The organism is Paenibacillus sp. LHD-117 (genome assembly GCF_030929555.1).
In the GTDB taxonomy this organism is placed as follows: domain Bacteria; phylum Bacillota; class Bacilli; order Paenibacillales; family Paenibacillaceae; genus Pristimantibacillus.
Genome location: NZ_JAVFVT010000016.1, coordinates 59,182 through 85,535, shown reverse-complemented (window position 1 = coordinate 85,535; position 26,354 = coordinate 59,182). Strand labels below are relative to the sequence as shown.

Annotated in this window: 32 protein-coding genes; 11 read left to right on the top strand and 21 right to left on the bottom strand. The window is 53.5% G+C overall.

What is annotated here, in order from left to right:
- The first annotated feature begins 187 nt into the window (after nucleotides 1-187).
- Both RB620_RS14395 and RB620_RS14390 read left to right on the top strand, forming a co-directional pair.
- The gene (locus RB620_RS14395; protein WP_308095369.1) at nucleotides 188-877 is read left to right on the top strand and encodes a response regulator transcription factor; all 690 of its coding nucleotides are present in this window, start codon (nucleotides 188-190) and stop codon (nucleotides 875-877) included.
- Nucleotides 878-886: 9 nt separating this feature from the next.
- Nucleotides 887-2,272 carry a sensor histidine kinase gene (locus RB620_RS14390; protein WP_308095368.1) on the top strand — a complete coding sequence of 462 codons (1,386 nt, stop codon included), beginning with the start codon at nucleotides 887-889 and terminating at the stop codon, nucleotides 2,270-2,272.
- 1 nt (nucleotide 2,273) lies between these two features.
- On the opposite strand, the gene RB620_RS14385 is transcribed toward RB620_RS14390, so the two are convergent.
- Both RB620_RS14385 and RB620_RS14380 read right to left on the bottom strand, forming a co-directional pair.
- Complete coding sequence (locus RB620_RS14385) at nucleotides 2,274-2,696, bottom strand: VOC family protein (RefSeq protein WP_308095367.1); 423 nt, start codon at nucleotides 2,694-2,696, stop codon at nucleotides 2,274-2,276.
- 80 nt (nucleotides 2,697-2,776) lie between these two features.
- Nucleotides 2,777-3,163, bottom strand: coding sequence for a MerR family transcriptional regulator (locus RB620_RS14380; RefSeq protein ID WP_308095365.1), 387 nt, complete (start codon nucleotides 3,161-3,163; stop codon nucleotides 2,777-2,779).
- Between the two features lie 175 nt (nucleotides 3,164-3,338).
- Here RB620_RS14380 and RB620_RS14375 point away from each other — a divergent pair, with 175 nt between their 5' ends.
- A complete protein-coding gene (locus RB620_RS14375) occupies nucleotides 3,339-4,259 on the top strand; it encodes an aldo/keto reductase (protein WP_308095363.1) in 921 nt (306 codons plus the stop codon).
- A 240-nt stretch (nucleotides 4,260-4,499) separates the two neighbouring features.
- Here RB620_RS14375 and RB620_RS14370 read toward each other — a convergent pair whose 3' ends face one another.
- Nucleotides 4,500-5,153, bottom strand: a complete 654-nt coding sequence (locus RB620_RS14370) for a TetR/AcrR family transcriptional regulator (RefSeq protein WP_308095362.1) — start codon at nucleotides 5,151-5,153, stop codon at nucleotides 4,500-4,502.
- A gap of 186 nt (nucleotides 5,154-5,339) precedes the next feature.
- Here RB620_RS14370 and RB620_RS14365 point away from each other — a divergent pair, with 186 nt between their 5' ends.
- Nucleotides 5,340-6,092: an SDR family NAD(P)-dependent oxidoreductase gene (locus RB620_RS14365; protein WP_308095360.1), complete on the top strand. Its 753-nt coding sequence runs from the start codon at nucleotides 5,340-5,342 to the stop codon at nucleotides 6,090-6,092.
- Nucleotides 6,093-6,204: 112 nt separating this feature from the next.
- On the opposite strand, the gene RB620_RS14360 is transcribed toward RB620_RS14365, so the two are convergent.
- Complete coding sequence (locus RB620_RS14360; protein WP_308095359.1) at nucleotides 6,205-8,076, bottom strand: prenyltransferase/squalene oxidase repeat-containing protein; 1,872 nt, start codon at nucleotides 8,074-8,076, stop codon at nucleotides 6,205-6,207.
- Between the two features lie 362 nt (nucleotides 8,077-8,438).
- On the opposite strand from RB620_RS14360, the gene RB620_RS14355 reads away from it, so the two are divergent.
- Together RB620_RS14355 and RB620_RS14350 are read left to right on the top strand one after the other, a co-directional pair.
- Nucleotides 8,439-8,918 (top strand): hypothetical protein, encoded by a 480-nt coding sequence (locus RB620_RS14355; RefSeq protein WP_308095357.1) that lies wholly within the window; start codon nucleotides 8,439-8,441, stop codon nucleotides 8,916-8,918.
- Between the two features lie 401 nt (nucleotides 8,919-9,319).
- On the top strand, nucleotides 9,320-10,294 hold the full coding sequence (locus RB620_RS14350; RefSeq protein ID WP_308095355.1) for a glycoside hydrolase family 43 protein: 975 nt from the start codon (nucleotides 9,320-9,322) through the stop codon (nucleotides 10,292-10,294).
- Between the two features lie 39 nt (nucleotides 10,295-10,333).
- Here RB620_RS14350 and RB620_RS14345 read toward each other — a convergent pair whose 3' ends face one another.
- The gene (locus RB620_RS14345; RefSeq protein WP_308095354.1) at nucleotides 10,334-10,522 is read right to left on the bottom strand and encodes a hypothetical protein; all 189 of its coding nucleotides are present in this window, start codon (nucleotides 10,520-10,522) and stop codon (nucleotides 10,334-10,336) included.
- On the opposite strand from RB620_RS14345, the gene RB620_RS14340 reads away from it, so the two are divergent.
- Complete coding sequence (locus RB620_RS14340; protein WP_308095436.1) at nucleotides 10,433-10,732, top strand: LysR substrate-binding domain-containing protein; 300 nt, start codon at nucleotides 10,433-10,435, stop codon at nucleotides 10,730-10,732. The two genes, RB620_RS14345 and RB620_RS14340, sit on opposite strands and share 90 nt — an antisense overlap.
- An 82-nt stretch (nucleotides 10,733-10,814) precedes the next feature.
- Here RB620_RS14340 and RB620_RS30355 read toward each other — a convergent pair whose 3' ends face one another.
- Both RB620_RS30355 and RB620_RS14335 read right to left on the bottom strand, forming a co-directional pair.
- On the bottom strand, nucleotides 10,815-10,979 hold the full coding sequence (locus RB620_RS30355) for an S-layer homology domain-containing protein (RefSeq protein WP_374121409.1): 165 nt from the start codon (nucleotides 10,977-10,979) through the stop codon (nucleotides 10,815-10,817).
- A 13-nt stretch (nucleotides 10,980-10,992) separates the two neighbouring features.
- Nucleotides 10,993-12,129, bottom strand: a complete 1,137-nt coding sequence (locus RB620_RS14335) for an AraC family transcriptional regulator (RefSeq protein ID WP_308095352.1) — start codon at nucleotides 12,127-12,129, stop codon at nucleotides 10,993-10,995.
- Nucleotides 12,130-12,158: 29 nt separating this feature from the next.
- On the opposite strand from RB620_RS14335, the gene RB620_RS14330 reads away from it, so the two are divergent.
- Nucleotides 12,159-12,743, top strand: a complete 585-nt coding sequence (locus tag RB620_RS14330) for an NAD(P)H-dependent oxidoreductase (RefSeq protein WP_308095351.1) — start codon at nucleotides 12,159-12,161, stop codon at nucleotides 12,741-12,743.
- Nucleotide 12,744: 1 nt separating this feature from the next.
- Here the strand turns inward: RB620_RS14330 and RB620_RS14325 are convergent, their stop codons facing one another.
- From RB620_RS14325 to RB620_RS14305, 5 genes are all read right to left on the bottom strand, one after another.
- A complete protein-coding gene (locus RB620_RS14325; RefSeq protein ID WP_308095349.1) occupies nucleotides 12,745-13,335 on the bottom strand; it encodes a Uma2 family endonuclease in 591 nt (196 codons plus the stop codon).
- 114 nt (nucleotides 13,336-13,449) lie between these two features.
- A complete protein-coding gene (locus tag RB620_RS14320) occupies nucleotides 13,450-13,629 on the bottom strand; it encodes a hypothetical protein (RefSeq protein WP_308095348.1) in 180 nt (59 codons plus the stop codon).
- Between the two features lie 54 nt (nucleotides 13,630-13,683).
- Nucleotides 13,684-14,325: a sigma-70 family RNA polymerase sigma factor gene (locus tag RB620_RS14315; RefSeq protein ID WP_308095346.1), complete on the bottom strand. Its 642-nt coding sequence runs from the start codon at nucleotides 14,323-14,325 to the stop codon at nucleotides 13,684-13,686.
- The gene (locus RB620_RS14310; RefSeq protein ID WP_308095344.1) at nucleotides 14,303-15,604 is read right to left on the bottom strand and encodes a phytoene desaturase family protein; all 1,302 of its coding nucleotides are present in this window, start codon (nucleotides 15,602-15,604) and stop codon (nucleotides 14,303-14,305) included. Before RB620_RS14310 ends, RB620_RS14315 begins: the two co-directional genes overlap by 23 nt.
- A 5-nt stretch (nucleotides 15,605-15,609) precedes the next feature.
- On the bottom strand, nucleotides 15,610-15,750 hold the full coding sequence (locus RB620_RS14305; RefSeq protein WP_308095343.1) for a hypothetical protein: 141 nt from the start codon (nucleotides 15,748-15,750) through the stop codon (nucleotides 15,610-15,612).
- Between the two features lie 62 nt (nucleotides 15,751-15,812).
- Here RB620_RS14305 and RB620_RS14300 point away from each other — a divergent pair, with 62 nt between their 5' ends.
- Nucleotides 15,813-16,346 (top strand): hypothetical protein, encoded by a 534-nt coding sequence (locus RB620_RS14300; RefSeq protein ID WP_308095341.1) that lies wholly within the window; start codon nucleotides 15,813-15,815, stop codon nucleotides 16,344-16,346.
- Here RB620_RS14300 and RB620_RS14295 read toward each other — a convergent pair whose 3' ends face one another.
- The 7 genes from RB620_RS14295 to RB620_RS14265 form a co-directional block, all read right to left on the bottom strand.
- A complete protein-coding gene (locus RB620_RS14295; protein WP_308095340.1) occupies nucleotides 16,347-17,765 on the bottom strand; it encodes an MATE family efflux transporter in 1,419 nt (472 codons plus the stop codon).
- Between the two features lie 80 nt (nucleotides 17,766-17,845).
- On the bottom strand, nucleotides 17,846-19,396 hold the full coding sequence (locus tag RB620_RS14290; RefSeq protein ID WP_308095338.1) for an AMP-binding protein: 1,551 nt from the start codon (nucleotides 19,394-19,396) through the stop codon (nucleotides 17,846-17,848).
- A 5-nt stretch (nucleotides 19,397-19,401) separates the two neighbouring features.
- Nucleotides 19,402-20,253 carry an SDR family NAD(P)-dependent oxidoreductase gene (locus RB620_RS14285; protein WP_308095336.1) on the bottom strand — a complete coding sequence of 284 codons (852 nt, stop codon included), beginning with the start codon at nucleotides 20,251-20,253 and terminating at the stop codon, nucleotides 19,402-19,404.
- A gap of 14 nt (nucleotides 20,254-20,267) precedes the next feature.
- A complete protein-coding gene (locus tag RB620_RS14280; RefSeq protein ID WP_308095334.1) occupies nucleotides 20,268-20,828 on the bottom strand; it encodes a GNAT family N-acetyltransferase in 561 nt (186 codons plus the stop codon).
- A gap of 13 nt (nucleotides 20,829-20,841) precedes the next feature.
- A complete protein-coding gene (locus tag RB620_RS14275) occupies nucleotides 20,842-21,264 on the bottom strand; it encodes a GNAT family N-acetyltransferase (RefSeq protein ID WP_308095333.1) in 423 nt (140 codons plus the stop codon).
- 47 nt (nucleotides 21,265-21,311) lie between these two features.
- Nucleotides 21,312-21,488: a hypothetical protein gene (locus RB620_RS14270; RefSeq protein WP_308095332.1), complete on the bottom strand. Its 177-nt coding sequence runs from the start codon at nucleotides 21,486-21,488 to the stop codon at nucleotides 21,312-21,314.
- Between the two features lie 31 nt (nucleotides 21,489-21,519).
- On the bottom strand, nucleotides 21,520-22,344 hold the full coding sequence (locus RB620_RS14265; RefSeq protein ID WP_308095331.1) for a class I SAM-dependent methyltransferase: 825 nt from the start codon (nucleotides 22,342-22,344) through the stop codon (nucleotides 21,520-21,522).
- Between the two features lie 175 nt (nucleotides 22,345-22,519).
- Here RB620_RS14265 and RB620_RS14260 point away from each other — a divergent pair, with 175 nt between their 5' ends.
- On the top strand, nucleotides 22,520-23,683 hold the full coding sequence (locus tag RB620_RS14260; RefSeq protein WP_308095329.1) for an acyl-CoA dehydrogenase family protein: 1,164 nt from the start codon (nucleotides 22,520-22,522) through the stop codon (nucleotides 23,681-23,683).
- A gap of 435 nt (nucleotides 23,684-24,118) precedes the next feature.
- Here the strand turns inward: RB620_RS14260 and RB620_RS14255 are convergent, their stop codons facing one another.
- Both RB620_RS14255 and RB620_RS14250 read right to left on the bottom strand, forming a co-directional pair.
- Nucleotides 24,119-24,829: a PIG-L family deacetylase gene (locus RB620_RS14255; RefSeq protein WP_308095328.1), complete on the bottom strand. Its 711-nt coding sequence runs from the start codon at nucleotides 24,827-24,829 to the stop codon at nucleotides 24,119-24,121.
- A complete protein-coding gene (locus tag RB620_RS14250) occupies nucleotides 24,826-25,143 on the bottom strand; it encodes a DUF1806 family protein (RefSeq protein WP_308095326.1) in 318 nt (105 codons plus the stop codon). The genes RB620_RS14255 and RB620_RS14250 overlap by 4 nt, the downstream gene beginning before the upstream one ends.
- Before the next feature lie 140 nt (nucleotides 25,144-25,283).
- On the opposite strand from RB620_RS14250, the gene RB620_RS14245 reads away from it, so the two are divergent.
- Entirely contained in the window at nucleotides 25,284-26,324 is a 1,041-nt protein-coding gene (locus tag RB620_RS14245) for a Gfo/Idh/MocA family protein (protein WP_308095324.1), read from the top strand.
- The last annotated feature ends 30 nt before the right edge of the window (nucleotides 26,325-26,354 follow it).

The following is a 26,354-nucleotide window of genomic DNA, read 5'->3' as shown; positions in this document are numbered from 1 at the left end:
CATGTTTATTCGGTTAGCGCGCAGCGGATCGGATTCACCGTTTCCACAGGTATTAGTGTACAAGTCATATCCGGCAAAGCTTTGGGATAACTGTGTAAAAAGTGTGGAATCGGCCAAGCGCGATCGCTTTTTTGATACAATGGTGGTTGTTTAGAGATTGGAGTTTGGAATTTGGAGGCCCATTGACATGAAATCCTACCAAATCGCCGTCGTGGACGACGATCATCAAATACGCGAAATCGTTGAAGCTTATTTGGAGAAAGAAGGCTACCGGACGATTCTGCTATCTTCGGCGGAGGAAGCATGGGAGCTGTGGAGGAACGATCCGCCGGATATGTGGGTGCTCGATATCATGCTGCCCGGCATGAGCGGCTTCGACTTTTGCCGCAATATCCGCAAGGAAGCGGAGGTTCCTATCATTATGATCTCGGCGCGGGACGAGGAAGTCGATAAAGTGCTCGGCCTGGAGCTTGGCAGCGACGATTATTTAACCAAACCATTCAGCCCGAGGGAATTAGTCGCGCGCGTGAACCGGCTGTTCCATCGCATCGGCTCCATTCGCCAATCGGCTCCCAAACAAGGGGCGGCTATGGAGATCGGCGACCTGAAGCTTTCGCTCGAAGAAAGGCGGGTATTCTGGCAGGGGCTGGAGATCGAGATGACGCTAAAAGAGTTTAAGCTGCTGCAAACGTTCGCGGAACATCCGAATCGCGCTTTCTCTCGGGAAGAGCTCCTCACTTTGGTATGGGGAGAGGATTATTACGGGAGCGACCGGGCCATCGACGATCTGGTCAAGCGGCTTCGCAGGAAAATAAACGAGCTTCCCGTCGAGACCGTATGGGGACACGGTTATAGACTGAGGGAGGAAGGAAAGTAGGTCTTAATAATGAAACTCATCTATCGGCTAAATTTGTCTATCGGATTATTGCTGCTTTGCATATTGGCGATAACGGCCGCTCTCATCTATCCCCTGTTGCTGGACACGCTCGTGGATGGCGAGCGGAAGGAAATGCGGGAGCAGGGCAGCAAGCTGATGCAACTTACAGTTCCCACCATTCCGGCCGAAAAGCTAACGCCATCGATACCGGTCGGAAATTGGCCGAAAGACGCAATCTTAACGGGCAAAATGGAAGCGATTCTCATCACGCCAAGCAAAAAAGTCGTTTACAGCACCATGAGCGATGAACAAGCCGCAGCGCTAGTCGATCAACTGAAGCAGCAAAGCGCAGCCGATGGGTTCTGGCAAGGCGCGGACGATAAATATATCGTGGAAACTTTATCGCCCCCTCTGCTCGACCAAAACTCCGAAGTCATGCAAGGCATAACGACCATTATGGCGACGCCCCTAAGCGAAGTGCGAACGTTGCAATTTGACTTGTTCCAACGGATGTTGGTCATCTTGTTGATCGGCGGCCTCTTAACCTTCCTCATGAGCATGTATATCACCAAACGGCTCGTGACGCCGCTCGGCAAGCTTAGAACGGAACTGAAGAAGGTTGAAAACCGTCGGTTCTCGGAAGTTAAAGTGGTGGAAACTAAAGGCGAAATCGGGGAAGTGGCGCGAAGCGTCTACGTGCTGGCCGGGGAGCTGCAGCGATTTCAAGACGCGCAGAAACAATTTTTCCAGAACGCTTCGCATGAATTGAAGACGCCTTTGATGTCGATTCAAGGGTACGCGGAAGGCATTAAAGACGGCATTTTTACCGGCGAGCGGGCGGATAAAGGACTAGATGTCATCGCAAACGAATGCGAGCGGTTAAAAAAAATCGTGACGGAAATGATCCTTCTGGCCAAACTCGAAAGCGAAGAAGGCATTTTCCGAATGGAAGACGTTCCTGTAGGGGAGTTGATCCGGGAGACGGCGGAGAGAGTAAAGCCGATGCTGGTCAAAAGAGGATTGCGCCTCGATATCTTGATTACCGACAGCGAAATGGTGATCAGGGCCGATCGTGAGAAGCTGCTTCAAGCTTTGTTGAACATCGCGGGAAACGCGACGCGTCACGCCAGAACGACGATCCGGCTGCGCGCCAGCGCTAACGAACAAGGCATCAAGCTTGAAGTAACGGACGACGGCGACGGTATCCCGGACGAGCTGCTCCCTCGGCTGTTCCAACGGTTCGCGAAAGGCAGCAACGGGGAAACCGGGTTAGGCCTCGCGATATCGCGCGCGATCGTGGAACGGTGCCGCGGGCGTATCGCCGCAAGCAACGGGCAGGAGGGCGGCGTGACATTCGTCATGTCATTCCCGCCCTTCCGCCATCCATCCGATTAACCTAAAATTCAGCGGGAGCTTTGCTCATATCCATGTAGAGCAAGTTCCAACGATGGCCGTCGAGATCGATGAAGTTGGCGCCGTATAACCAGCCCTGGTCATTGGGTTTTCCATGGACGCTCCCGCCCGCTTCTACCGCATTGCGCAAAATTTCGTCCACTTCTTCCTTGCTGTTCACGCCGAGCGACACCAATACCTCATTTCCTCTGGACGTATCGGATATTTCGTTGCCGGTATACGATTGGAACGTCGATTCGGGGACCAGCATCACGATCACTTTCTGTTCCCCGACGACTAGCGCCGCCGCATCGTCGCGGCCTTCGTGCCGGGGATGGAAGACAAAGCCGAGCTTGGCGAAAAACGCCTTGGAACGGCCAAGGTCCTTCACAGGAAGATTAATCCATAAATCCTTGAACGCGGACATGATATCCCTACCTTCTTTAAATAGATTTCAGTACCATTTTATCATATAATTGGATTGTTTAGTTCGTTTCCGTTATACGGTTAAGGTAACGTCGGCTCCTTCGCGAACTTCTCCCGGTACATCTGCGGAAGATGGTTGATCTTGTATTCGATCGTCTCCAAGCTGCACTTGATGTCCTCCAGCTGCTCTTCGACGTGCCGCTTATGGTTGACGAGAATTTGAAGGCCTTTGTCGAGAACGGCATCGTTGTCCGTGCAATGCTCGATAAAGGTTCGAATGTCCTTGATCGGCATTCCCGTATTCTTCAAGCAGCAGATCAGATCGATCCAATCGATATCCTGCTCATGAAATACCCTTGTCCCGTTCCTGCGGTCGATGAAAGGCAGAAGTCCTTCTTTGTCATAATAGCGAATGGTATGGATGGATAACTTGGTTCTCTCCGCCACCTGCGAGATCGTATACGTCATTTCCGCATGCCTGCTTTCTTTTACATATAAAGAGGTTGTTCAAAAAGTGTTTAAGTGCTTAGAGGTTACGCCAACGATCGCCGATTGTCAATTTCTTTTGGCCAAACAGTTGACCTAGAGTCCACTCTATCGTTTATCTTGTAGATGAATAAGAACCGAAAGGAGCCGCTACGTCATGAAATACATTCCGATAGCCAAAACGGATTTGCAGGTTTCCAACCTCATCCTGGGCTGCATGCGCATTATGCAGCTGACCTTGCAGGAGACGGAAACGTTGATTAGAACCGCCATGGAGGAGAACATCAACTTCTTCGACCATGCGGATATTTACGGCGGAGGCGAATGCGAGACGCATTTCTCCCAAGCGATCGGCATGAACGCGAGCTTGCGCGAGAAGATGATCATTCAGAGCAAATGCGGCATTCGGAAAGGATACTTCGACTTCTCCAAGGAGCATATCCTTGCATCCGTCGACGGCATCCTTAATAGACTGAACACGGATTACTTGGACATCCTGCTGCTGCATCGCCCGGATGCGCTTGTGGAGCCCGAAGAAGTCGCAGAGGCGTTCGATCAGCTGCAGACAAGCGGCAAAGTGCGCCACTTCGGCGTATCCAACCATACTCCGATGCAAATCGAGCTGCTCAAAAAATACGTGAAGCAGCCGCTCGTCGTCAATCAGCTCCAGTACAGCATCACGCATACGAAGCTGATCGATTCCGGCATCGCGCTGAACATGAACGTCGACCAATCCGTGAATCGCGATGGCGGCATCCTGGATTACAGCCGCTTGCACGATATCACGGTACAAGCATGGTCCCCGTTCCAGAAAGGTTTCTTCAACGGCCCATTCCTGGGCGACCTCGAAGAATACCCGGAACTCAACGCCCTGATCGACACGCTGGCGGACAAATACGGCGTGACGAATACGGCAATCGCCGTCGCTTGGATTACGAGACATCCGGCGAACATCCAAGTCGTGCTCGGCACCACGAACGTTGGCCGCCTGAAGGATTCCTGCCAAGGCTCCGACATTCCGATGACGCGCGAAGAATGGTACGGCATCTACAAAGCCGCAGGCAATATCGTACCTTAGAATATTTTCAGTAGCGATTTTATGAGAAAAACTCCTAACGGAGTAATTCGAAGATGTGCGACCTACAGCTTTGCAAAGCAAAGCAGCTTCGTAAGCATAGGGAAGTTTTTATCGCCAATCAGAAAGATCTCCTTTACGCTTTATCGCTTTAAAGAACTTAAACTTTCTGATGTGGTCAAAAAAGGCGCTTTCGTCTCCGCACGCCGCGGGGAAGGAAAGCGTCTTTTCCTTGTCTATTCGCTATCTCGGCCGGATGTAGTCCAGCATCATCTCTTTGACGAGCGATAGCTGGCGTTCCGGCTCCACGTCCGACGGCAGCATCAGCACGTTTTTGTGAAAGGCCAGCTTACTGGCGAATTGACCGAACGCGTTCACCAGCGTAATTAACACGTCCTGGATCGGCAAGTCCCCTCGAAGCGATCCGTCTTTCGTTCCTTCCTCAATAATCGAAACGAATACGGCGAAGATTTTGCGATCCGCGAGTCCGTCACGGTACGTCTCCTCTTCTTTTTCCCCGCCATGGGCCATGCTGAGATGCATTTCCTCAAGAAATTTAACGAAGGGACTGCGATTAGTCTCTAGCATGGTTATAAAATAATCGAAAAGCATCTCGACCTTGCCCAGACAGTCGGTCTGGCTTGCGGCTATGGACTCGAACGCTTTGCGCGTTTCCTCCATTATGCCTGCCGACAACTCCAGCACAAGCTTCTCCTTCGACGGGAAGTATCGGAATACGGTCGCCACGCCGACGTTCGCTTCGGCGGCGATATCGTTCATCGTGGCGCCTTCGATTCCCTTGCGGAAAATAACCGCCTCGGCCGCTTTTACGATGTTGTCATGACGCTGCTGTTTGATGTCGGTTCTCTCTTGCTTGTAACGTTCCTGCGGTTTCATACGGTTCTCCTTCTCTCCATTATGACCAAATTATACCCATCGTCCGTCCGCATCACAAGGCGCGTCATCGCCGTCGGGGCGAGATTGAACAAATTCGAAGCTAGTGATATAATTAATTATGATAGTGATAGTTATTACTATCATTTTCACAAACAAACTATTCATTCACCTTGGGGAGGCTATCCTATGACTAGATTAAGCGGCAAAACGGCAATCGTAACGGGAGCGGGAAGCGGCATGGGACTGGAGGAAGCCCGTTTGCTGGCACGGGAAGGCGCAAGCGTCGTGCTGACCGACATTAACGAAGAGGCCGTTCGGGCGGTGGCGGCAACCATTCGCGAGGAAGGCGGAGAAGCTTTCGCGATGAGGCATGACGTCGCTTCCGAGGAGCAATGGGCGGAGGTCGTGTCGGAGACGGCGAAACGTTACGGCAAGGTGGACGTGCTCGTGAACAACGCGGGCATTTCGATGCCTGCGGGGTTGCTGGACACGACCGTAGAGCAATGGAACAAAGTGATGGCCATTAACGTGACAAGCGTGTTCCTCGGCATGAAATACGTCGTGCCGAACATGATCGAAAACGGCGGCGGTTCGATCATTAATATCTCTTCCATCGCGGGATTGACTGGCGGCAGCGGAGCCGGCGCCTACACAGCCTCCAAGGGCGCGGTCCGGATGTTAAGCAAAGCCGCGGCGGTCGACTACGGCCAGCACCATATCCGCGTGAACTCCGTGCATCCGGGGTTTATCTCGACCCCGATGAGCAGCCAGTTCGTGAACGATCCGCAGATGCTGCAGTGGTTCCTGTCCCAGACGGCTCTGCCTAGAGTCGGGGAGGCTTCGGAAGTGGCGCGTGCCGTGCTGTTCCTGGCTTCGGACGATGCTTCTTACATCACTGGCGTCGAGCTGCCGGTCGACGGCGGCGTTACGGCGAAGTAAAGACGGAGGATTTTTTGCCTGAAAGATGCTCTCATCGAATCGCCCTCCTGCCTCGAAGCACTCGCAGCAGGAGGGCGATTTGTTTTTGAACGCGGAGGACGGCGACAGCCGTTTAAGCTTGAGCGCCGTATTTTTTCGCATAAGCGGATAAAGTAAGCAACGGCCAAATGTAGTTGTTGCTTGGATAATGGGCATACAGGCTGCCGGGAAGCATCGCTCCCGTCGGATACGAATAAGTCCAATCCCGCTTCTGCACCGATCGCAGAAGCGCTTCGGCTCCTCGTTCCATCTCCGGCGTCGCTTGGCCGTTTGCCGCGATTAGGGCGTCCATTGCCCAAGCCGTTTGGGAGGGCGTGCTTGCGGACAAAGGCACGTACCGCTTCACTTCATCACTCATGCAGGATTCGCCCCAACCGCCATCAGCTTGTTGAATGCCGAGCAGCCAGTCAACCGCCTTCATGACCGCCGGATGATCGCTCGCGAGCCCTACGGACAACATACCTTGCACGGCCATGCCCGTTCCGTGAAGGTAGGCGATCCCCCATCGGCCGTACCAGCTGCCGTCCCGTTCTTGCCGCGACAACACCCACTTCACCGAGTCGTCCACCCATCGGTGTCCGATCGTCATCGCAAGCTCCTTGCCTAGAAACCCAAGAACCCTGCTCGTCAAATCTATCGTTGACGGGTCCGATGCGATATCCGACTTGCCTTCGAACGCGAAGAATAGATCCGTCACCGCGCTCCCCTTTCGTTCGAAAGCCGGCCATCCCCCGTCGTCGTTGCGCAGCGCGAGCACCCAATTCAATCCCCGCTGCCAATTGGCGCGTCCACCTGCGAGCCTGTTCAAATAAGGCCGAATGGCGCGCAGCGCGGCTACGCTGTCGTCAACGTCGGGGTATAAGGTGTTAACGTCCGAGAATCCCCAGCCTCCCGGTTCGGTATGGGGACTTCTTCTGCTCCAATCCCCGATTCGGTTTTGCTGCCTGGATGCTAAATACAATGCCGCATTCTCCAGCGCCGTTGACGTCTCGGAAGCTGGCAGTCCCGATTCCCTTAAGGCATAACTGATCATGGCCGTATCCCAAATTTCCGACGATGCCGTCTGAATATGGGCTCGATCCCGGCATCGAAGCGACCAGATGCCTTGCAGCAGTTGGTCCATCAACGGGGACGTTTCGGGTTCATTCAGCGCCATGAGGGCGAAAGCCATCAGAATGGTCGAAGTGGAGTACGTCAGCAGCGTACCGTTCGGCTCCAGTCTCTCCAGCATAAAAACTTTCGCTTCCTCAAGCGCGTTCGGCGAACCGATTGCGGGTATGCTATCCAAAGGCAAAGCGGACAAAAAAACGTTCAGCGCCGATATCCAAGTGTTATCGTTCGTGAAAGTTCTAGCCCCTCCGACAAAAAGGTCGGACATATCCGGGATCCATTCGTTCCGCACGGAGAACAGCTGATTGGACATAACGAGCGTCGGGATCAGATGGACGCGGGCATGCCCGGATAACGAATAGAGATCCAGTCCAAGCTTGGAGAAAAAGAGCTCCAGCGGCAATCGAAGCTGCTTTGGCCACTCGGCCTGGCCGGTTGCCGCGAAGACGACTTGCGTCAGCAAGCTTTTTGCTTCGGACAATCCGCCTTTGGATTGGATAAACTGTTTGGCTTGCCGAATCTTCATGTCCGATGGCTTGTAATAACCGGAACAAAGGAGCGCGTAACAAGCTTCGGCCGTCGCTTCCAAACTTCCTTCCTCGTCGGGATAAAGCTTCCATGCCCCGTTCGGCTGCTGCATGGACGCGATGCGCCCGGCTAACGGATGGATGAAAGCCCCATCCCTTCTTCTCATCGCGGTTAACAATATAATAAAGTAACAATCGGTCGTCACTCCGGTATCCATGCACAATCGCCACGACCCGTCGGCAGTCTGCCGCCCCATCACTTCGTGCGCCAGCTGGCGGATCCCGTCCCGCAATACGTTTATGTCCATTCCCCGCTCCATCCTTTGCCCTTTTCGTTGCTTCATATATATGCGGAGATCGGCGTTGGCATTAATAAGGCTGCCGAAGTATAATGGAGGCAACAGACGAAGAACGTCCAATCCATCCCTCGGTGAGCGGGTGGCCATTGGGCGTTCTATTTTTTTGGAAAGGGCGATAGATGATGAGTTTTGAGGACGCGCATCTTGCATTTGTGAGTAACCACATCAAGAAACGATCTGGAGAAAGAAAAGGTCGGTTAGAACGGGGGCATCGAGAAGCCGAAAAATTGTTTTGCCGCAATGTTTGGTGGCCCGTTTTCGGGAATTTCGACGACTTGCATCCCGAGTTCGAGGTATTGGATTGGCGGGGGTTGTCTTACTTTTGTGATTTTGCCTATTCGACGCCGGTGGAAACGTTTATTTTCGAAATCAAAGGATTCGGTCCCCATGTCAAGGATATGGATCGGCAGAAATACTGCAACGAGCTTAATCGAGAAACCTTTTTATCCGCCATGGGTTATCGAGTCATCTCGTTCGCCTATGACGATGTTTCGCAACGTCCGGAATTGTGTATCACTTTGCTGCGCATGATCCTGGGACGATACGTAAAGGAATCGTCGCCGATTACGATGAAAAAGGTGACCGACCGGGAAATCGTCCGGCTGGCCTGCATACTCGCTCGTCCGTTACGGCCTATCGATGTGGAAAAACATCTCGACATCAACCATCGAACCGCGGTGAAAATACTGCATTCGTTATCCGAGAGGGGGCTATTCACTCCTATATCCGGAGGTGAAGGAAAGTATGTCGTTCGTTACGAAATGAACCCTGCCGCTTTGCGTTTATTGTAAAAGGGGAAAGCCGGTAGACTTACTGAGCTGTATCTGCTGAACCTTCGGTTAAAATGTTGCAGAACATACAGGAATTTCGACTTGTTTTCAATGAATAAACGAGTAATCCTGCAGTTCATGCAGCAATTCAGCCCATTATTAGCGAGTCGTCTTCAAAACTAAGGAATATCCTGCACATTTGCAGGAATCCCTTTATGGAACTATTTAAGCCTGAGAATTGCTGTATGAAATACAACAATTCTCAGGCTAGTTCTTCGCTGCATCAACAACACCTAGTGAATATAGGCTCAAAACGCTCCAACACCTATAATTTTTATACCAAAACCCATAGTTTCTAAGGGTTTCTTGCTCCTCCTTATTTGTTATGATAGAGGGAATAACCCACCTTAGGAGGAACTAATATGGCAAAACCGAACGAACCATTGGTGACTCACATCTATACGGCAGACCCTTCCGCCCACGTATTCGAAGGCAAAATCTACATTTACCCTTCGCATGACCTCGATCACGAAAAGCAATCCAACGATAACGGCGACCAATACGATATGGAAGATTACCACGTATTGTCGCTGGAAGATACGGACGCGCCTTGCGTCGATCATGGGGAAGCGCTTCACTTGCGCGATATCCCTTGGGCCAAGCAGCAGCTCTGGGCGCCTGACGCAGCCTACAAAAACGAAACGTATTACTTGTTTTTCCCGGCGCGCGACCAAAACGACGTATTCCGCATCGGCGTCGCGACAAGCGCCTCCCCTGCCGGTCCTTTCACCCCGGAGCCGGACTACATTCCGGGAAGCTTCAGCATCGACCCCGCCGTTTTGGTTGACGACGATAACAACGCTTACATGTATTTCGGAGGATTATGGGGCGGACAGCTGGAGAAGTGGCAGACGGGCGAGTTCCTGCCCGATGCCGAAGGACCGGACCCGTCGGCGCCTGCCCTTGGACCGCGCGTGGCCAAGCTAAGCGACGATATGCTCACCTTCGCGGAGCCGCCGAAAGAGATTTCCATCGTGGACGAAGAAGGCAGTCCGATTGCTGCCAGCGACGAGGACAGAAGGTATTTTGAAGGCCCCTGGGTGCACAAACATAACGGCAACTATTACCTCTCGTATTCAACGGGTTCCACTCACTATATCGTATACGCGATGAGCGATAAACCCGAAGGGCCTTACGTGTACAAAGGCAAAATTCTAACCCCGGTGATCGGCTGGACGACTCATCACTCCATCGTGCAATTCAAGGAGAAGTGGTATTTGTTCTACCACGACAGCTCCTTGTCCGGAGGCGCGGACAACAAACGAAGCGTCAAATATACCGAGCTGAAATACAATGAAGACGGCACGATCCAAACGATAGACCCTTACGGCAATTAATCCGCGGGAAACAAAAAAGAAGGCTGGCTCCAACCGAGCTCAGCCTTCTTCTCCGTTCATCATACCTTCTTCTCCGTTCACAATTCCGAGCACGAATCCGTCATAACCTTTGGCCCCTACGGTCTGAATGGCCGTAGCATCGATGCGCGGCTCCGCCGCCAGCATGTCGTAGAACGCCCTGACCCCGATCACCTTCGGGTCATCGCTGTTCGCGTTGACGGCTTGCATGAAGCCATTACGGCGGTCAAAGCGGGTTACGGCGCCAACTTCGTCTCTTCGCTCGTCGTGCGCGAAGCCATCGAACGGGGAGAGTTAAGTCGCGTATACGTGGAAGGAATTCAGCTTCAGAACAGCATTGCGGTCTGCACAAGGAAAGACGAGCCGTTAAGTGCGGCCGCCTCGCGCTTCATGGACTTGATTCGGATGCAGCAAGCGTAACCGGCAGCCGCCGTCCTTCGGCGGCTGCCAATAAAAAAGACCGCCAAGGAGCTGAACTGCCCCTCAAATGGTTAGAGGTTGTCTAACCATTTGGGCACAGTTCAAACTTGGCGGTCTTTCGCGTATCAATCGAGCGCTTCAGAATTGTTGCCATTTGTGCGCGCGTGGTAAGCTCGTTCTGCGCGAATAGATCGTCGGTTACGCCTTTCATGAGACCGGCCGACACCGCTTCCGAGGCCGCTGCCATCGCCCAGTAAGGCTCAACCCGAATGTTCTTGCCAAACATGCTCGCGGTATTGTCCGGGTGTTTGCCCCGTCCATCTCTTGAACGCGCTCTGGAAGGCGCTAGGTTCCGAGAAATGCAGCGCATATGCGATATCGCCGACAGAAATATCCCGTTTCTTCAAATACCCCATCGCAAGCTCCTTGCGGATCAGGATCGACAAATCGTTAAACGAAGTGCCTTCGAGCTTCAGCTTGTGCTGGAGCGTTCTTGCGCTCATGCCGAACGTCTCCGCCGTCTGCTGGACGGTAGGGAAGTAGGCAGGCAGACAGCTTCGCATCCACCCGATAATCCGTTCGGGGAACGGAGCTTCCGCTGCATCCTCCTGCGTCAGTTTAACCTTTGCCTGCTGAGCGATCGATTCGAAAATATCGAGCAGTCTGGCATCGGAGTACAAAATCGGATAATCCAGTACTTCCCTGCTTAATCGCAGCACGTTATCGCGTTCGTCGAACAGCGGCACTTTACCGAATACTGGCAGATACGGTGCCGTATCGCCGGACGAGCTATGCGCGAAAGCCACTTCCTTGAGCGGTATCGCGCGGTTGCTCAGTTTTCCGATGAGCTTGAATAGGGAGCTCGCCATATCCTCCGAGCAATGCCGCGACAACCGCCCATGCCCGGGCTGTTGCGGATACATCCGAATGGAGAGCTCGTCGTCCCTCAATTCGCAATCGAGCGTAAAATCGCTGCACAGGATGTCGTTGTAACGCCTGTAAGCGGCAAGCGCATCCGCCACCGTGCGGGAATGCATCATCACGTAACCGAGGATGCCCAAATCCGCGTATTCCGTTATATCCCCTTGATGGAGGCCAAAATGGTCGTCGCCTGTAAACGCGGCGGCGGCAAACATCAACCGCTCCAGCTCTTCGCCGGGAATGCGCGCCTCCGCGTTTTTCAACAGCCCGGCATCAAACGATGCGTAAGCGCAGAATGTTTCCGCGGAAAATCCCTTTTGCACGATCGTTTTCATAATGGGATAAACCATTGTGATCGTTACGTCCCGGTTGCCCAAACCCGCCACTCCTTCCTTGCGTGAATTCGCAACCTCCGTTGCGCCATCGATCATCCACATGCCGGCCGAATTGTCGTATCCTGAACTCAGCCACAACATAAACGATCATCATACGGAGGAATATGAATATGAACAAATCCAATATCCTTGTCATTAACGGCCATCCGGATCCGAAAAGCTACTGCTTGGCGTTAACCGAAGCTTACGCGGCCGGCGCATCGGGCAGCGGAGCCCAAGTACGCACGATCGATCTCAGCCGGATCACGTTTAACCCGAACCTCGCTTTCGGTTACCGCCAAAGAACGGAGCTGGAGCCGGAGCTGCTGGAAGCGCAGGAGCTGATCCGTTGGGCGGATCACTTGGTTTTCGTCTATCCAACCTGGTGGGGATCCATGCCCGCCGTTCTGAAGGGATTTTTCGACCGCGTCTTCCTGCCCGGCTTCGCCTTCAAGTACCGCGAGAATTCTTCGTTATGGGATAAGCTTCTTACGGGCAAATCCGCGCATCTGATCGTGACGATGGATACGCCGTCCTGGTACAATCGGTTGATCTACCGGCATGCGGGCCATAACGTGATGAAAAAAAACATCTTGAAATTTTGCGGAATCAGTCCGGTCCGCGTTACCGAGATCACGCCGGTCAAACCTTCGACGAAAGAACAGCGTTCCAAGTGGCTGGAACGGGCGAAACGACTCGGAGCAAGTCTCGCCTAAACTAGTCTTTTATTTCCGGTATATGATCCATAATCGCTTTCATCGTGAAAGAAATGCAGGATACATGAGGGGAGCCTACCGGCTCCTCCCCCTGGTAGGTATTGTAGAGCTCATAACGTTCCCCGTCCAGCACATGCTGCTCCAAGGTTCCAAGGGTCGGTTCAACAATCCAATATTCCGTTATGCCGAATCGCGCGTAGGTTTTCAGCTTGTCCCGTTTATCGCGCCGCAGCGTCGTAGGAGACAGGATCTCCACCACAAGATCGGGAGCTCCTACGATTCCTCTTTTGCGAATAATGTCCATTCGGCTTCGATGGATCATTAACAGATCGGGCTGACGGACTTCGTATTCGGATAAGATCAAATCAATAGGCGCACTCAGTACGATATAGCTCGAATGGCACGAATCAAACATCGTTCTCTGCATCTCGGAGCTTACCAGTTGATGAAGGGATGCTGGACCAGGACTCATGAGCTCCAATCGGCCGTCCACCAGCTCATATCGAAGTCCATCGTCAAGCGAAGCATAATCGTCATAGGTCAACTTTTTCTCATCGCCAATCCCCTTGCCTTGACCCCGGTTCTCTGTCATCTTCTCAAACTCCTTTCGTTGTCCACAAAAAACACCCCGACAAAGAAACACTGGCAGTGTCGTCTTTGCGAGGTGTTTCCCCGTAGTTCCTATTGAATCTATTTTCGAATAAATTCAAGTTGCTGTCAATACATGCCTTAATTTCTCCGGATTCGCGACGCAATAGATCGTCTCGATCCGACCGTCCCGGAAGGCGAACGAGTACAAATATCGGTTCCCATCGTCGAAGTCGAACCGTAGACCCGGAAGCCCATTGATCGTCTCGTATGCGAACGCGAACTTCCCGTCGTACATGACGAGCAAATTTTGCAAAAGACCGATAACGGGTTTGAACCCTTTGACCGGAACTTACGCCGCTTTCACCTTGCCTCCGCCGTCCGAGAGGAATACGACGCTGTCGCTGACGAGCTCCAGCATCCGGGACGTATCGCCTTGCTTGACGGATTGCACGAACGCCTTGACCACCGAATCCGCTACCGGGACCGGCGGATGCTCGGGCTTGCCGTCGTGGATGCTCCTCTGCGCCCGCACGAAAATTTGGCGGCAATTCGCGCTGCTTTTCCCGACTATGTCCGCGATTTCGTCGTACGAATACCGATAGAGCTCGCGCAGCAGGAAGATCGCGCGTTCGACGGCGTTCAGCTGCTGCAGCAGCATGAGGTATGCCGTGGACATGGATTCCCGCCGCACGTAGGCCTCCGCCGGATCCCCTTCGACCGGATCATTGCCGAGCAGCGGCTCCGGCAGCCAAGGACCGACGTAGAGCTCTCGTTTCTTCGCGGATGAACGAAGCAGATCCAAACAGCGGTTCGTTGCGATTTTGTACAGATAGGCCCTTTCATTCTTAATCGCATCGGCATTCGCGGATTGGCTGAAGGCCAGAAACGTTTCCTGCACGATATCCTCCGCGTCCATGACGCTGCCCAGCATCCGATAGGAAAGCGCGAATAGCTCCCTCCTGTACGCGTTATACAGTGACTCTATATCCATGGCCGAAGTTCCTTTCCTTGACCTCGCTTGCAAGCAAATGCTCGACGGCTCTTCTTGCGCTGGCCGTGGCGGCATCTACCAATAATTCACCATGCGACGCCCAATCCCCTGCCACGTACAGACCTTTGATCTCGGGGACGTCCGGCCCCGGATTGACGCGGCCGCGAACATGAAGGAAATCATGACAGACCGTAATTTTCGGCAAAAACTGTTTGGACGCGAGTTCGCTCCGCCAGCCCGGCTGAACGAGATCAAGCGTGCTTTCGAGCTCCCGCAAGTCCTTCTCCGGATCCGTCTCCGCTCCTTGATACTTGATGACGCACACGACCTGCGCCCCGTTGTCGCTTAACTTGGAAGCGCGGGATTGATTCGTCAGGAACACCGGCCGGTCGATGCCGTACACGAATTGCTGCTTCGGCTTCGTCAGCTTCCGCAAGGCAACGTCCAAACAAGCCGCCGTCACTTCGATCGCTTGTTCCTTCCAGACGCCAAGCGAGGTGCCGTCCGCGTGAGGAACAAGCTTGCAAGCGACTGCCGGAGCTGCGGCAATAATGACATGATCCGCTTCAATACGCGTTCCGTCCTCGAATGAAACTCCCTTCACCACCCCGTCCTGATGTTCGACGGCAGCCGCCTTGAGCTTCGTTCGGAATTGAACGCCGTATTGCCTAGCTTTTTCCTCCAGCTCATCCATCATCGCCCCCCAGCCTTCGTCCAGGTACAACACGCCTTTCAAGGCGTTTGCAAGCTGCCTGAGGATCGGTCCCGCCGCCTGAAGATCCGGCGCCATCACGTAACTAGCCGTTCGCAGCAGCGAATAAAAGACATGGCGGACCATCGGGTCTTGGATGTTGCCTTCGATCCAATCCCTCAGACTGATCGCGTCGTAAGCGTGCGTATCCAGCTTCGGAAACTTAGCCAGCCATCCGACGAATTCCAGCTTCCCCTTCCAAGTGAACAGCGGCGAAGCGAGCAGCGAACCGATCCCGGTCGGCAGCACGCTTAACTCCCCTTGCCATATCCCATGGGCGTCGATCGAAGGCTTTCCCCCTTTCAGAGTCAGCCCAAATTCGCGGAACGTGTCGTAAGCATCCCCTTTGTACAAAGCATGCCCGCCTAGATTGAAATACGTCCCATCCTTCTTGTTCGTCATGGCCCTGCCGCCCAGACGCTCCTGCTTCTCGATGACGATCGTCTTTTTGCCCGCTCTCGCGGCAAGAACGGCCGCCGTCAGTCCCGCGACTCCTCCGCCTATGATCGCAACGTCGAACTTTTGCATCTCCATCATCCCCATTTCGCATATTTGCTAATGTGACGGACGAGGCTGCCGCGATGTGACAACTGGACGAAAAAAAATTTGGCAGGGACCCGCTGCTTGATCGATGCGAGATTGGCCATGCGGATTACGCCCCCCGTTTTCTCCATATCCTTCCACCAAGCTCCGTGGTATAGTGGAATGAGCCTATGAAAAGTTTAGGAGGTAACCTATGGAATATATTCGCGATTACGCGATGTACGCAGCGGTATTCGGCATGTTCAGCTTCAGCTGGTTCGGTTGGGCTCAGGAAAGGCCTCGGCAAGAGTGGCGCCTCTATATCGGCATCGCGTCGGCGCTGGCGCTTCTGATTTGCCTAACCGGGGTTTACTTAAGCATCACGAATTGGGAATCCGCATCTGCTCTGTCCGATTTGGGCTCGTTCCGCGATTATCTGATTACGGTCTACATCGAGTTTTTCCTTGCCGGAGCCGGAGCGTTTCTCCTCATTCGGAAGAAGCGCTCCGATTACGTCGCTCCGTGGATCGCGTTTATCGTCGGCATTCATTTCATCGGCTTGGTGCACGTGTTCGACGATCCGAGCTTATACCTGCTCGCGGCGCTATTGGTGGTCGTCTCCGTCATCGCGGTGTTCGCTGCTCCCAAGCTTCAAGTCGCGCGCAGCGCGATTACGGGCATTGGCTCCGGAACGGTACTGTTCGGCTTCGCGATACTAGGTTTAGTGAGATTCCTATCCGTCTCTTAACTAGATCAGTTTGTGCTTGTACCACTTGTCGCCCTTGAAACGCCAATAAAAGACGAGTCCGCGCACGCCCCATTCCGCGACCATCGCCACCCAAACGCCCATGAGGCCGAAGCCGAGCGTAATGCCGAGCACGTAGCCGAGAATGATGCGGAACAGCCACATCGTAAGCAGCGAAGCGATCGAAGTAAACTTCGAATCGCCTGCTGCCCTCAGCGCGGACGGCAGGATGAAGCTAAGCGACCAGAGCAGCGGCTGCGTGATCGAGATCAACAGGATCAGCGCGAAGATGTCCGGCACGATCGTTTTCGGCGGCGCGTACAGGCCGACGAGCAGCGGGAAAAGGGCCAGCAAAAGAATCGTGATCAGGACAAAAAACACGTTGGACAATCCAAGGAACGACGAAATGAACTTTCTCGCGTCCTCCACGTTTTTCCTCCCGATCGACTGGCCCACGACCGTGACGATGGCGGCGCCGAGCGCCATTCCCCCGATCTGGAACAGCATCGCAAGCGAATTGCCGATCGCGTTGACGGTGATCGCCATCGTGCCCAGCTGGACGATGAACGTTTGGGTGAGCAGCTTGCCGCCGTTGAAAAACATTTGCTCCGCCGCGAACGGCAGGCCGATGTACATGATTTTCTTAAATAGCGCTACGTGCACCTGCAGCAGATGCTTCAGCTTGAAACGCAGCGTTTGATTGTATCTGACCAAATAAAGGATCGATACGATCATCCCGAGCACGCGCGCGAGGATAAGCGAGATCGACAGACCGACGACACCGAGATCAAACCATTTGATCAGCACGATATTCAGCAAGAAATACGAGACGTTCAGAATTAACGATAAGACCAGGCAGGCTTTGGTCTCGGCCACGCCCCTCAGGGCGCCCGTCACCGCTTGATAGATCGCGATGAACGGATACGAGATGCAGCTGCCGATCAGGAAAATCTTCGCGTTGTGCAGCACGTCCGCATCCGCATTGCCGAAGAGCAGCTCGAGCGCAGATGCGTGGAATACGATAACGAGCGCGCTAATGAGCACCGATAACGCGGTGACGGTCGATATGGCTTGCGAAGCCGCTTTCGACACCATCTCTTCGTTGCCGCTGCCCTTGTATTGCGCGACGATGACCGTTCCGCCCGTCGCGACGGCGACGAACAGATTTATGATGAACATATTAATCGAATCGACCATGCTCACCGCGCTGACGGCGGCGACACCCGAGGAGCTGACCATCGCCGTATTCATGATCGCCATAAGCACGATAAACGCCGAATCTACGAAAATCGGAATAATAATCGCGAAAATTTGTTTGTAATCCATCGAGCTGCCGTTGAAATATTTAGTTAAGAGGGCCGTGCTTCGCTCGTGAATTCTAGTTGATAGGCCATGCACTTCATCATCACTTCTTTTCTTCATCTCTGCCGCAGGAGCGCCATTGCTTCTCCGACCTCCCAAGTATAACAAAAAAAGCGGCAAAACTGCCGCTTTTCGAAATTTTATTTCATATGCAACGATCTTGCTCGAAGCTGTTTTTTGTCGAGTTTGCCCAGTGGGGTGTACGGAAGCTCGTCGAGAAAAATGACAGCTTTCGGAAGCTGGTATCTGGCGAGCCGTTCCCGCAGCCAATCTTTAAGGGCAGCTTCGGTCATGCCGGCCTGAGGCGCTTGCTGTACGTACGCGATCAACCTCTGCCCGAACAGCTCGTCCGGAATGCCGATGACGGCGACGACATCTACGGATGGATGTAAAATGATGGCTTGTTCGACCTCGATGGGATACACGTTCTCGCCCGCGGACACGATCATATCGTCCACCCTGCCGCATAAGCGGTATAGGTCATCCGGATCGCGATATCCCAAGTCTCCCGTCTCGATCCAGACCGCTTTCTTCTTAGCGAAGTTTCGTTTGCCGCGGATGCAAAGCCGGCCGACTTCGCCTATTTCCGCCCTGCTTCCGGAGGCATTCCGGACATGAAGGGGAACACCTTTGATTCGCCTCCCGATGGTGCCTGCCGAAGCCCGCAAGTCCCTCGGCGTCGCAATCGTCGCCAAGCCGCCTTCCGATGTCCCGTACAAATTGTACAAGACGTCGCCAAGCCGGCTCATCGTCTCTGCGGCTAACTTCGGATTCAGCTCGGACCCGCCGGAAGCGATGCAGACGAGCGACTTTAGATCCTCCGCGTTATGCCGAAGCATTTTGTGAATCATCAAAGGGACGACGGTAACGGCATCGACTTGATGCTTGCGGATCAGACGGCAGGCCTCGGCGGCTTCGAATCGGGCGGATAAGACGATTTTTTTCCCAAGCGCGATGTACAACAACAGATTCGCGATCCCGTACCCATGGTAGATCGGCGTCGCGATGTAGACGGTCCGGCAATCGTTCAGAGGGAGTCTCGCCAGAAGCGAAGAGAACGGAGGCAAATAATGAAACAACGAAGGCTTATGCGCCACTCCCTTGGATTTGCCCGTCGTGCCGCCGGTCAACAGCATGATACGGCCGGAAGAGGAGCTTCGGGGCTTCCGAGCCGGCTGCTCCGCGTGCTCGCCATCGCCGAATTCATCGCGCTCGTTGCTGGGCGTCAGCTTCAGCTTGGGGCAGTGAAGCGAATCAACCAGATGCGTCAGTTCTTCATCGTGGATGATCAGGTCAAAGCCGTACTCTTCCGATAAGGCGCGGAGCTGGCTAGCGCTCATCTCCGCGTTCAACAGGTACAGGTCGGCTCCCGTGGACGACACGGCAAATACGGATCTGACCAACGTCAGCCGATTCCTGCCCATAAGTCCGACTTTCTTGCCGCCCGCAAGACGATAACGGTGCCTAAGCATGCCGGAAAATCGCTCCGATTGGTTCAGCAGCTGCTTGTAGCTTGCCGTCTCGCGATCATCCGTTACGACAGCCGAGTCGCCGTATGTACGCACCGCGATATGCAGGAGCGCCATTACGTTGACGCCGCAATGACGAATGGCCGCTAGCAGCCGCCCGATTCCGGCAGGCGATAGCAGATGCATGCGGTACATCACGTGGAGAAGGAAAACAAACGGCACGGGCATTACTCCTTTCGGCGCAATCGGCTTGGGGCGACGCGTTCCCATATGCCTCTGCCCCAGATCGAAGCAAGCTGCCCGAAAGGCAGCCACCAAGGCCGAACCGTACGTTGCTTCGTATACATCGACTTCGCGATCCGCCGCGCCGCATGGTCGGCGCTCATCGCGGGCATTTTCGCGTAAGCGTCCGTCGGGGCGATCATCGGCGTGCGTACGAGCGGCAAATAAACCGATGTCGTCGCGATGCCTCTCGCGTGAAGCTCGGGCGAAGCCGATCGGAACCACGTGTCGAAGGCGGCTTTGGACGCTTGGTATGCCGCCCAGTGCGGGAACGGGATCAGCGCGACGTTAATCGTAGAGACGTTGATGATCTGTCCGCGATTGCGCTCCAGCTCCGGGATGACGGACAGAAGCAGTCGGACGGGCGCCGTGTAGTTGATCGCCATCGTTCTGGCGAAATCATGGGACCGGTCCAGCGAATCGAAGATGGAACGGCGGATGGATAACCCCGCGTTGCTGACGACGATATTCGGCGCGGTTGGCAACGAATGAATAAAAGCCAAAAAACCATCCAGCTCCTCCTCGTTCCGCAGATCGGCGTCATATACGGTCACCTTTGCGGATGCGGGAGCAATCTGCTCGATTTCTTTTTTGATCTTCTGCAGCTTCTCTACTCTTCTAGCCGTCAAGATGAGATGCGCATCGCACTGGCCGAGCAAATAAGAAAGCCGTTCCCCGATGCCGGAGCTGGCGCCCGTAATGACGATTGTTCTGCCCTGCAGGGCGCGCCGAAGCTTCTCGCCGTTCAGAGGCGTTGAAGGAAACAATAGATTTTCCAACAAGCTGTATTGGCGCATAACGAACCTCTTCTTCATTCTATATTGTCGTTGATAATCGCGAACAACTTGAGGTCATGGTGCATTCCCTTGGTGAATACATTTTTGCACAGCGTGCCTTCGAAAGCCATTCCCGTTTTTTCCATCACCTTAGCCGAGCCTATGTTTGGCAGTAGGCACCTGGCCTCGAGTCTGACGAGCTGCATGTCCCGGAATCCGAAATCGATGATCCTGCTCACGACTTCCGACATGATCCCTTTATTCCAGTAAGCGCGCGATAAAGCATAGCCCACCTCTGCTCGCGCGTGCACGGTATTCCAATAGACGAATCCGCAGGTTCCGATTAATTTCGATGTTTGTTTATCCACGATTCCCCAAGGCCCGATATCGCTGTTCCCGTATGCATGCAAGACACGCTCGATGAACACCTTCGTGTCTTCAAGCGTTTTGTGCGCGTACCATGTCGTATATTCCGAAACCGCCTCGTCCGAACAATACTCGAACATGTCGTATGCGTCGGCCATCGTTATTTTCCGCAATAACGTTCGTTCCGTCTCAAGCACAGGCAAATCCCCGAAGATGTCGGCAACGTTCAATGAAACCGCCCTCCTATTGTCTATTTAGATCCTTCTTAAAATAGTAGTGTTTATATCCGGTAGGAGCATCTTCGATGATTGCGATTACCTTGTAGCCATACTTTTTGTAAAATTCCGGAGCTTGGAAACTGAACGTATTTAATTTTATAAAATCGCAATTATTCTGTATTGCTACTTGTTCTGCTTTTTCCAATAAACGTTTGCCGTACCCTTGTCCGCGATGGTCATCGCTTACCCATAAAATATCGATCTCCATCCAGTTCCAGCATATCGCGCTATTGAGACCGGCAATGATTTCTTCTTTGTCATTTTTTATGCATAAATTAACCTCTTCATAGATGCCGTTCGGTACATGTCTAGAATTAAACGCAATGAGTTTTTTTCTTACATCATTTGATTCGTCATTTGTACTAGAAAGAATTGTAGGCGAATTCATCGCTAGAACCTCCTGTAAATATTTGCTGAGATTGTAACTTCAAGGCCTTAATGAATTCTATTGGACTTTTCATCTATATAAATATCTAATGCTTTGATCCCTCGATGAGCGAGCCTGATGAATAAAATCAAACAATATACGCCCAGACCCGCTAATACAAGGTAAAAAAATAATAGCAAGATTGAAATCATACCAAATGACGCTCCTACGGTTGCTGCTCCCATGATCTAGTCCTCTCCTCTCTTCTATATGCAATTACTTTCGTTCCTCGTCTCTTACACCGATATACAACAGATGCGATGCCGTCCCTAGCAGATGGGGGTTCTCCGACTCCTTCAGCACCCATTCCATAATCTGATTGTATTCCGCTTCTCCTCGCTGCCGCCAATAATCCCACTGCTCCTGTTTCATCGCCCCGGCTATGCTGCTTGAGCCGATCAGCTTCAGCGTTTGGAAGCCCTGCTCCTCCATAAAAGGTTTAATCTCGTTTATTTCAAAATAATAGGCTCCGGTAAATCTGCCTTCGTCCTGGTGGTTAAATTCCCCCGACTCCAAAAACCTCTCGATGCCTTGCGCGGTATGGTTCGGCTTCCACGCTTCAGGATGCAGGATCGAAGTCGTCAAAAAGCGCGTTTTGGACATAAAAGCAACAAAAACGAGCCCTCCGGTTTTCGTTACTCTATGCAATTCTCGTACTGCTTTGATTCGGTCTTCCGCCTTCTGGAGATGATAGAGCGGACCTAACATTAATGCCGCGTCAAATTGTTGGTCAGGGAAGGGCTCCAGATCGCGTGCATCCGCAACATGAAATCCACGGAATTGATCAAGCAATGACGACTCCTTCGCTTTTTCCTTGGCGATATCCACGAGCTTCGGGGTCAAATCGGACAGCGTCATTTGATAACCGCGTTTAGCCAGCTCCATGGCATATTTGCCCGGCCCGGCGCCGTTATCCAAAATATGGCCGGAAGCAGGCAGATTCGCCAGCATATGATGCAGGTTCACTTGAAATTCAAGCGGCTCCCGGTCAAGACGCCCCCACTCGTCGAAAGCGCTGTAATAGTTAATGATGTTTTCCATCAGGCTAGCTCCTCTCTTGCATCTCCTTATTCTGGCTACTATAATATTCCACTTGACAGTTGCGAATCCTTTTCGGCTTAGGATCAGTAGATTACGCTTAGCCCGTATAGTCCAACATTCAAAATAAGTGTATGATGTAACATAAATGAACGAAAAGCGGGAAGGAGCGGATAGGATGACGCGATACATCGATCGTTATATCCGAAACGAAAAAGAATGGAGACGGGTGAAGACAGTCGAGCCGCTGGCTGCCCGGTTTGCGGAGAGGGCCGAGAAACATGACCGCGAGGGGTCCTTCCCGTTCGAAAATTTCGCCGACCTGCGGGAAGCAGGCTATTTGAAACTAACCGTTCCTCCCGAATACGGCGGGGACGGAATCTCGTTATATGAACTCGTGCTGCTACAGGAAAGGCTGGCCTACGGAGACGGAGCAACCGCGCTCGCCGTCGGTTGGCATATCGGTCAAATCTTCCATTTTGGCGCGACGGGCAAATGGCAGAAAAGCTTGTTCGCCGAATTATGCGAATCGGTCGTCAGGGACGGAACGATGATCAACACGTTCGCGAGCGAAGCGGCTACGGGCAGTCCAAGCCGAGGCGGGAAGCCCGAGACGGTCGCGGTTCCGGCGGAAGGCGGATGGCGATTGACGGGACGCAAGACATTCAGTACGTTGTCCCCTGTGCTAGACCGCTTCGTTGTATCCGCTTATCTTACGGATGAAGGAGTCACGAGCGAATTTTTGGTTAGACAGTCCGCGCAAGTCCGTGTCGTCGAAACCTGGGATTCGTTAGGGATGCGAGCCACCGGCAGCCACGATGTCGTGCTGGACGGCGCGTTCGTTAGCGAAGGCGACCGGATCTCCGGGAAAGGTATCGACGACGGCGGCGGCTGGCTGCTTCATATTCCCGCATGTTATATGGGCATCGCCATGGCGGCAAGGGATTACGCCCTCGAGTTTGCCCGCACCTACCAGCCTAATTACACGGACAAGCCGATCGCGTCTCTCCCCGCCGTGCAGATGGCCATTGGCGAGATGGAGATCGAATTGCGTACCGCGAGAACGCTTTTATTCGCGGCCGCCGATCGTTGGGATCGGGAGAAGGATAACCGGCCGGCGCTAAAGCCCGAGCTCGGTCTCGCCAAGTATACGGTAACGAACAACGCGATTCGCGTCGTAGACCGTGCCATGCGTATCGTCGGCGGCGCCAGCTTGTCCCGCAGCCTTCCGCTAGAGAGATACTACCGCGATGTCCGAGCGGGCCTGCACAACCCTCCCATGGATAACTCGGTCATCCAATCCTTGGCCGCATCCGCTCTGGAGGATACTTCCAAACCTTAGCGGCGTTCGTTATCTTAAAAATCACAACTTTCGCAGCGCTAAATGGACTTGGAATTCCGAGTTTAATGGAGGGTTAAGACATGCGACGCGATGAGTTGGAAGCTCCGGCCATGCATTTATTCCTGTAGTTGCTGCAAACATACATCATTTCCTGCAGCTGAGCGATCCATTTTGAAGGAATGATGCGATTCTGCATCATTTTTCTTGCCGAAAGCGCTTTTCAAGGTGTATTGGAAAAAAATACTGTACAATCGCATCAATCTCCGTTTTTTGAAGCAAAACGGTGACGAATTGATGTAGAATCGCAGCATTTCTGGTTCTCGCGACGGTACCATGGGGATCCCACCCCAACCTAGAGTCATCTCCAGCAATGGCTGTCGACTTACCCCAGCTCCATCATGGCTTGCTGGCCAATTTCATGCTGCGAAAGTTGAGTTAAAATAAATCATGCGGGCTCCTACGAGGGACTTGCTTGTCCCCTACCAGGAAATATTCATGACTGCCGAAATGCCTCATCGCTTCCTCGTCGGGAAGCCATACCCACTCGTCGATCTCGGTCTGGCAGCGATGGGCGCGGTAAGCGGCAAGCTTCGAAGCCCGCTGCGCGCGAACGTCGATCTTGACGACGTGCTCCCGGCTGTATCCAAACCGCTCGGGCTGCTCCATCGCGTTCCCGAACGTGATGAAATACAGTCCGCCTCGGCGACCGCCCCTCCGATAGGCGGCGGTCGCCGCTTTGCCGATCGCGCAATGGTCCGGATGGCCGCCGAATCTTTCGTGGAACGTAAGGACGATGTCCGGCTCGATCTCCTCGATCAAATCGAACACTCTCGCTTCAAGCATCGCGGCATCCTCGAACTCGACCGTTTTGTCCCTAATATCGAAAAATCGGAGATCGCGGATTCCCAAATGCTCGCACGCTTCCCGCAATTCCGCCTCCCGAGCGGCCGGCATCGACTCCCGGTTCAAGTAAGGCGGATTGCCCATCCTCCTGCCCATCTCGCCGCGGGTAGCGCTCACGAGCGTAATGTCAACGCCTTCGCAGGCATATTTCGCAAGCGTTCCCCCGCAAATAAACGTTTCGTCATCGGGATGTGCGAATACGGCTAATAATTTGCGCGCCTTTTCATTCTCTTTGCGTTTCATTCCGAAAACGGCTCCTTTCCGATATGCAGCGCTACGTTCATGCGGCCTCTGTCGTCATATCCCGCAAGCAGAAGCCGGCTATCCCCTTCTGCTTCATAATGGGTGAGCGCTTCCATTCTCAGCCACCCGTGCCCGTCGAAGCGGAGCGCGGCGCGGTAGACCGGACCTTCCCCAGCCACGAAAGCATGCGTTACGTTGACTTTAAAATTGCGAACGAACATGAATGAAGTTGCTTCACTATGAAGGTAAACATCCGCCCCGACATAACTCCGGAGCATGGATTCAACGACTGGCTTGTCGATTGGGTTCATCATTTCCGTTTCTCCCCCCTCGAATTGTGTTTTCTCCGCTATCTTAACACAAGATCGGGCAATATTCCGCCAAGATCGGATAACGAAATCGGGATAGAACTGCACTATAATAGGGTTGCACGCTCTAAAGGGAGGTTCAAAGAATGACAACCGATTATCGTATTGTTGTGGCCGGCTGCGGAGGCATGGCGAACGCTTGGGTCGACTATGCCTTGAGTCGTTCGGATGCCTCTATCGTCGGATTAGTCGATATTAAGCCGGAAGCGGCCATCGCGCTTGCTGAGCGGAAAGGGCTTTCCTGCCCCGTGTTCGCGGATATCCGGGAAGCGATTGCGGAGACGAAAGCCAATCTGGTCTTCGACGTGTCGATTCCGGCCAGCCACTTCGGCATCGCATCCGCCGCGATGGAACTTGGCAGCAACGTGTTCAGCGAGAAGCCGCTTGCGGAGACGATGCGCCAATGCTCGGATTTGGTACGGCTATCGGAGAAGCTCGGCCGAACGCATGCGGTGATGCAGAACCGCAGGTACGATCCTCGTATTCGTTCGCTTCGCAAGCTGGTAACGGACGGAACGATCGGCAAGGTCGGATACCTTGGCGCCGACTTTTTCCTCGGGCCCCACTTCGGCGGATTTCGCGATGCCATGGAAAGCCCGTTATTGCTCGATATGGCCATCCATACGTTCGATCAGGCAAGACTTATTACCGGAGCCAACCCCGTGTCCGTGTATTGTCATGAATTTAATCCACCGGGATCATGGTACTCGGGCGGCGCGATGGCCCTCTGCATCTTCGAAATGTCGGACGGTTCCGTGTTCGACTATCGCGGTTCCTGGTGCGCGGAAGGCGCGCCGACTTCATGGGAGGCCGCTTGGCGGGTCGTCGGCGATAAGGGGACCGCGATATGGGATGGCAAAGAATTCCCTTATGCCGAGACTTTGGCGCCCGGTTCGCAGGAAGGCAAGTTCCTGAACGAATACAACAAGGTCGAAGGCGAGAAAATCGACATGCCGTTTACCTTCCACAACGGCTGCCTGCAGGAGATGTTCGCGGCGCTCGCGGAAGGCCGTCAGCCGGAAACGGCGGGCAGCGACAACATCCATAGCATGGCCATGGTGCTGGCTGCGGTCGAGAGCGCGCGTAGCGGGATGAAAGTCGATATTTCGACTTACATGAAGGGATAACCGACATCGCGAATTCGCATGCCAAAAAGC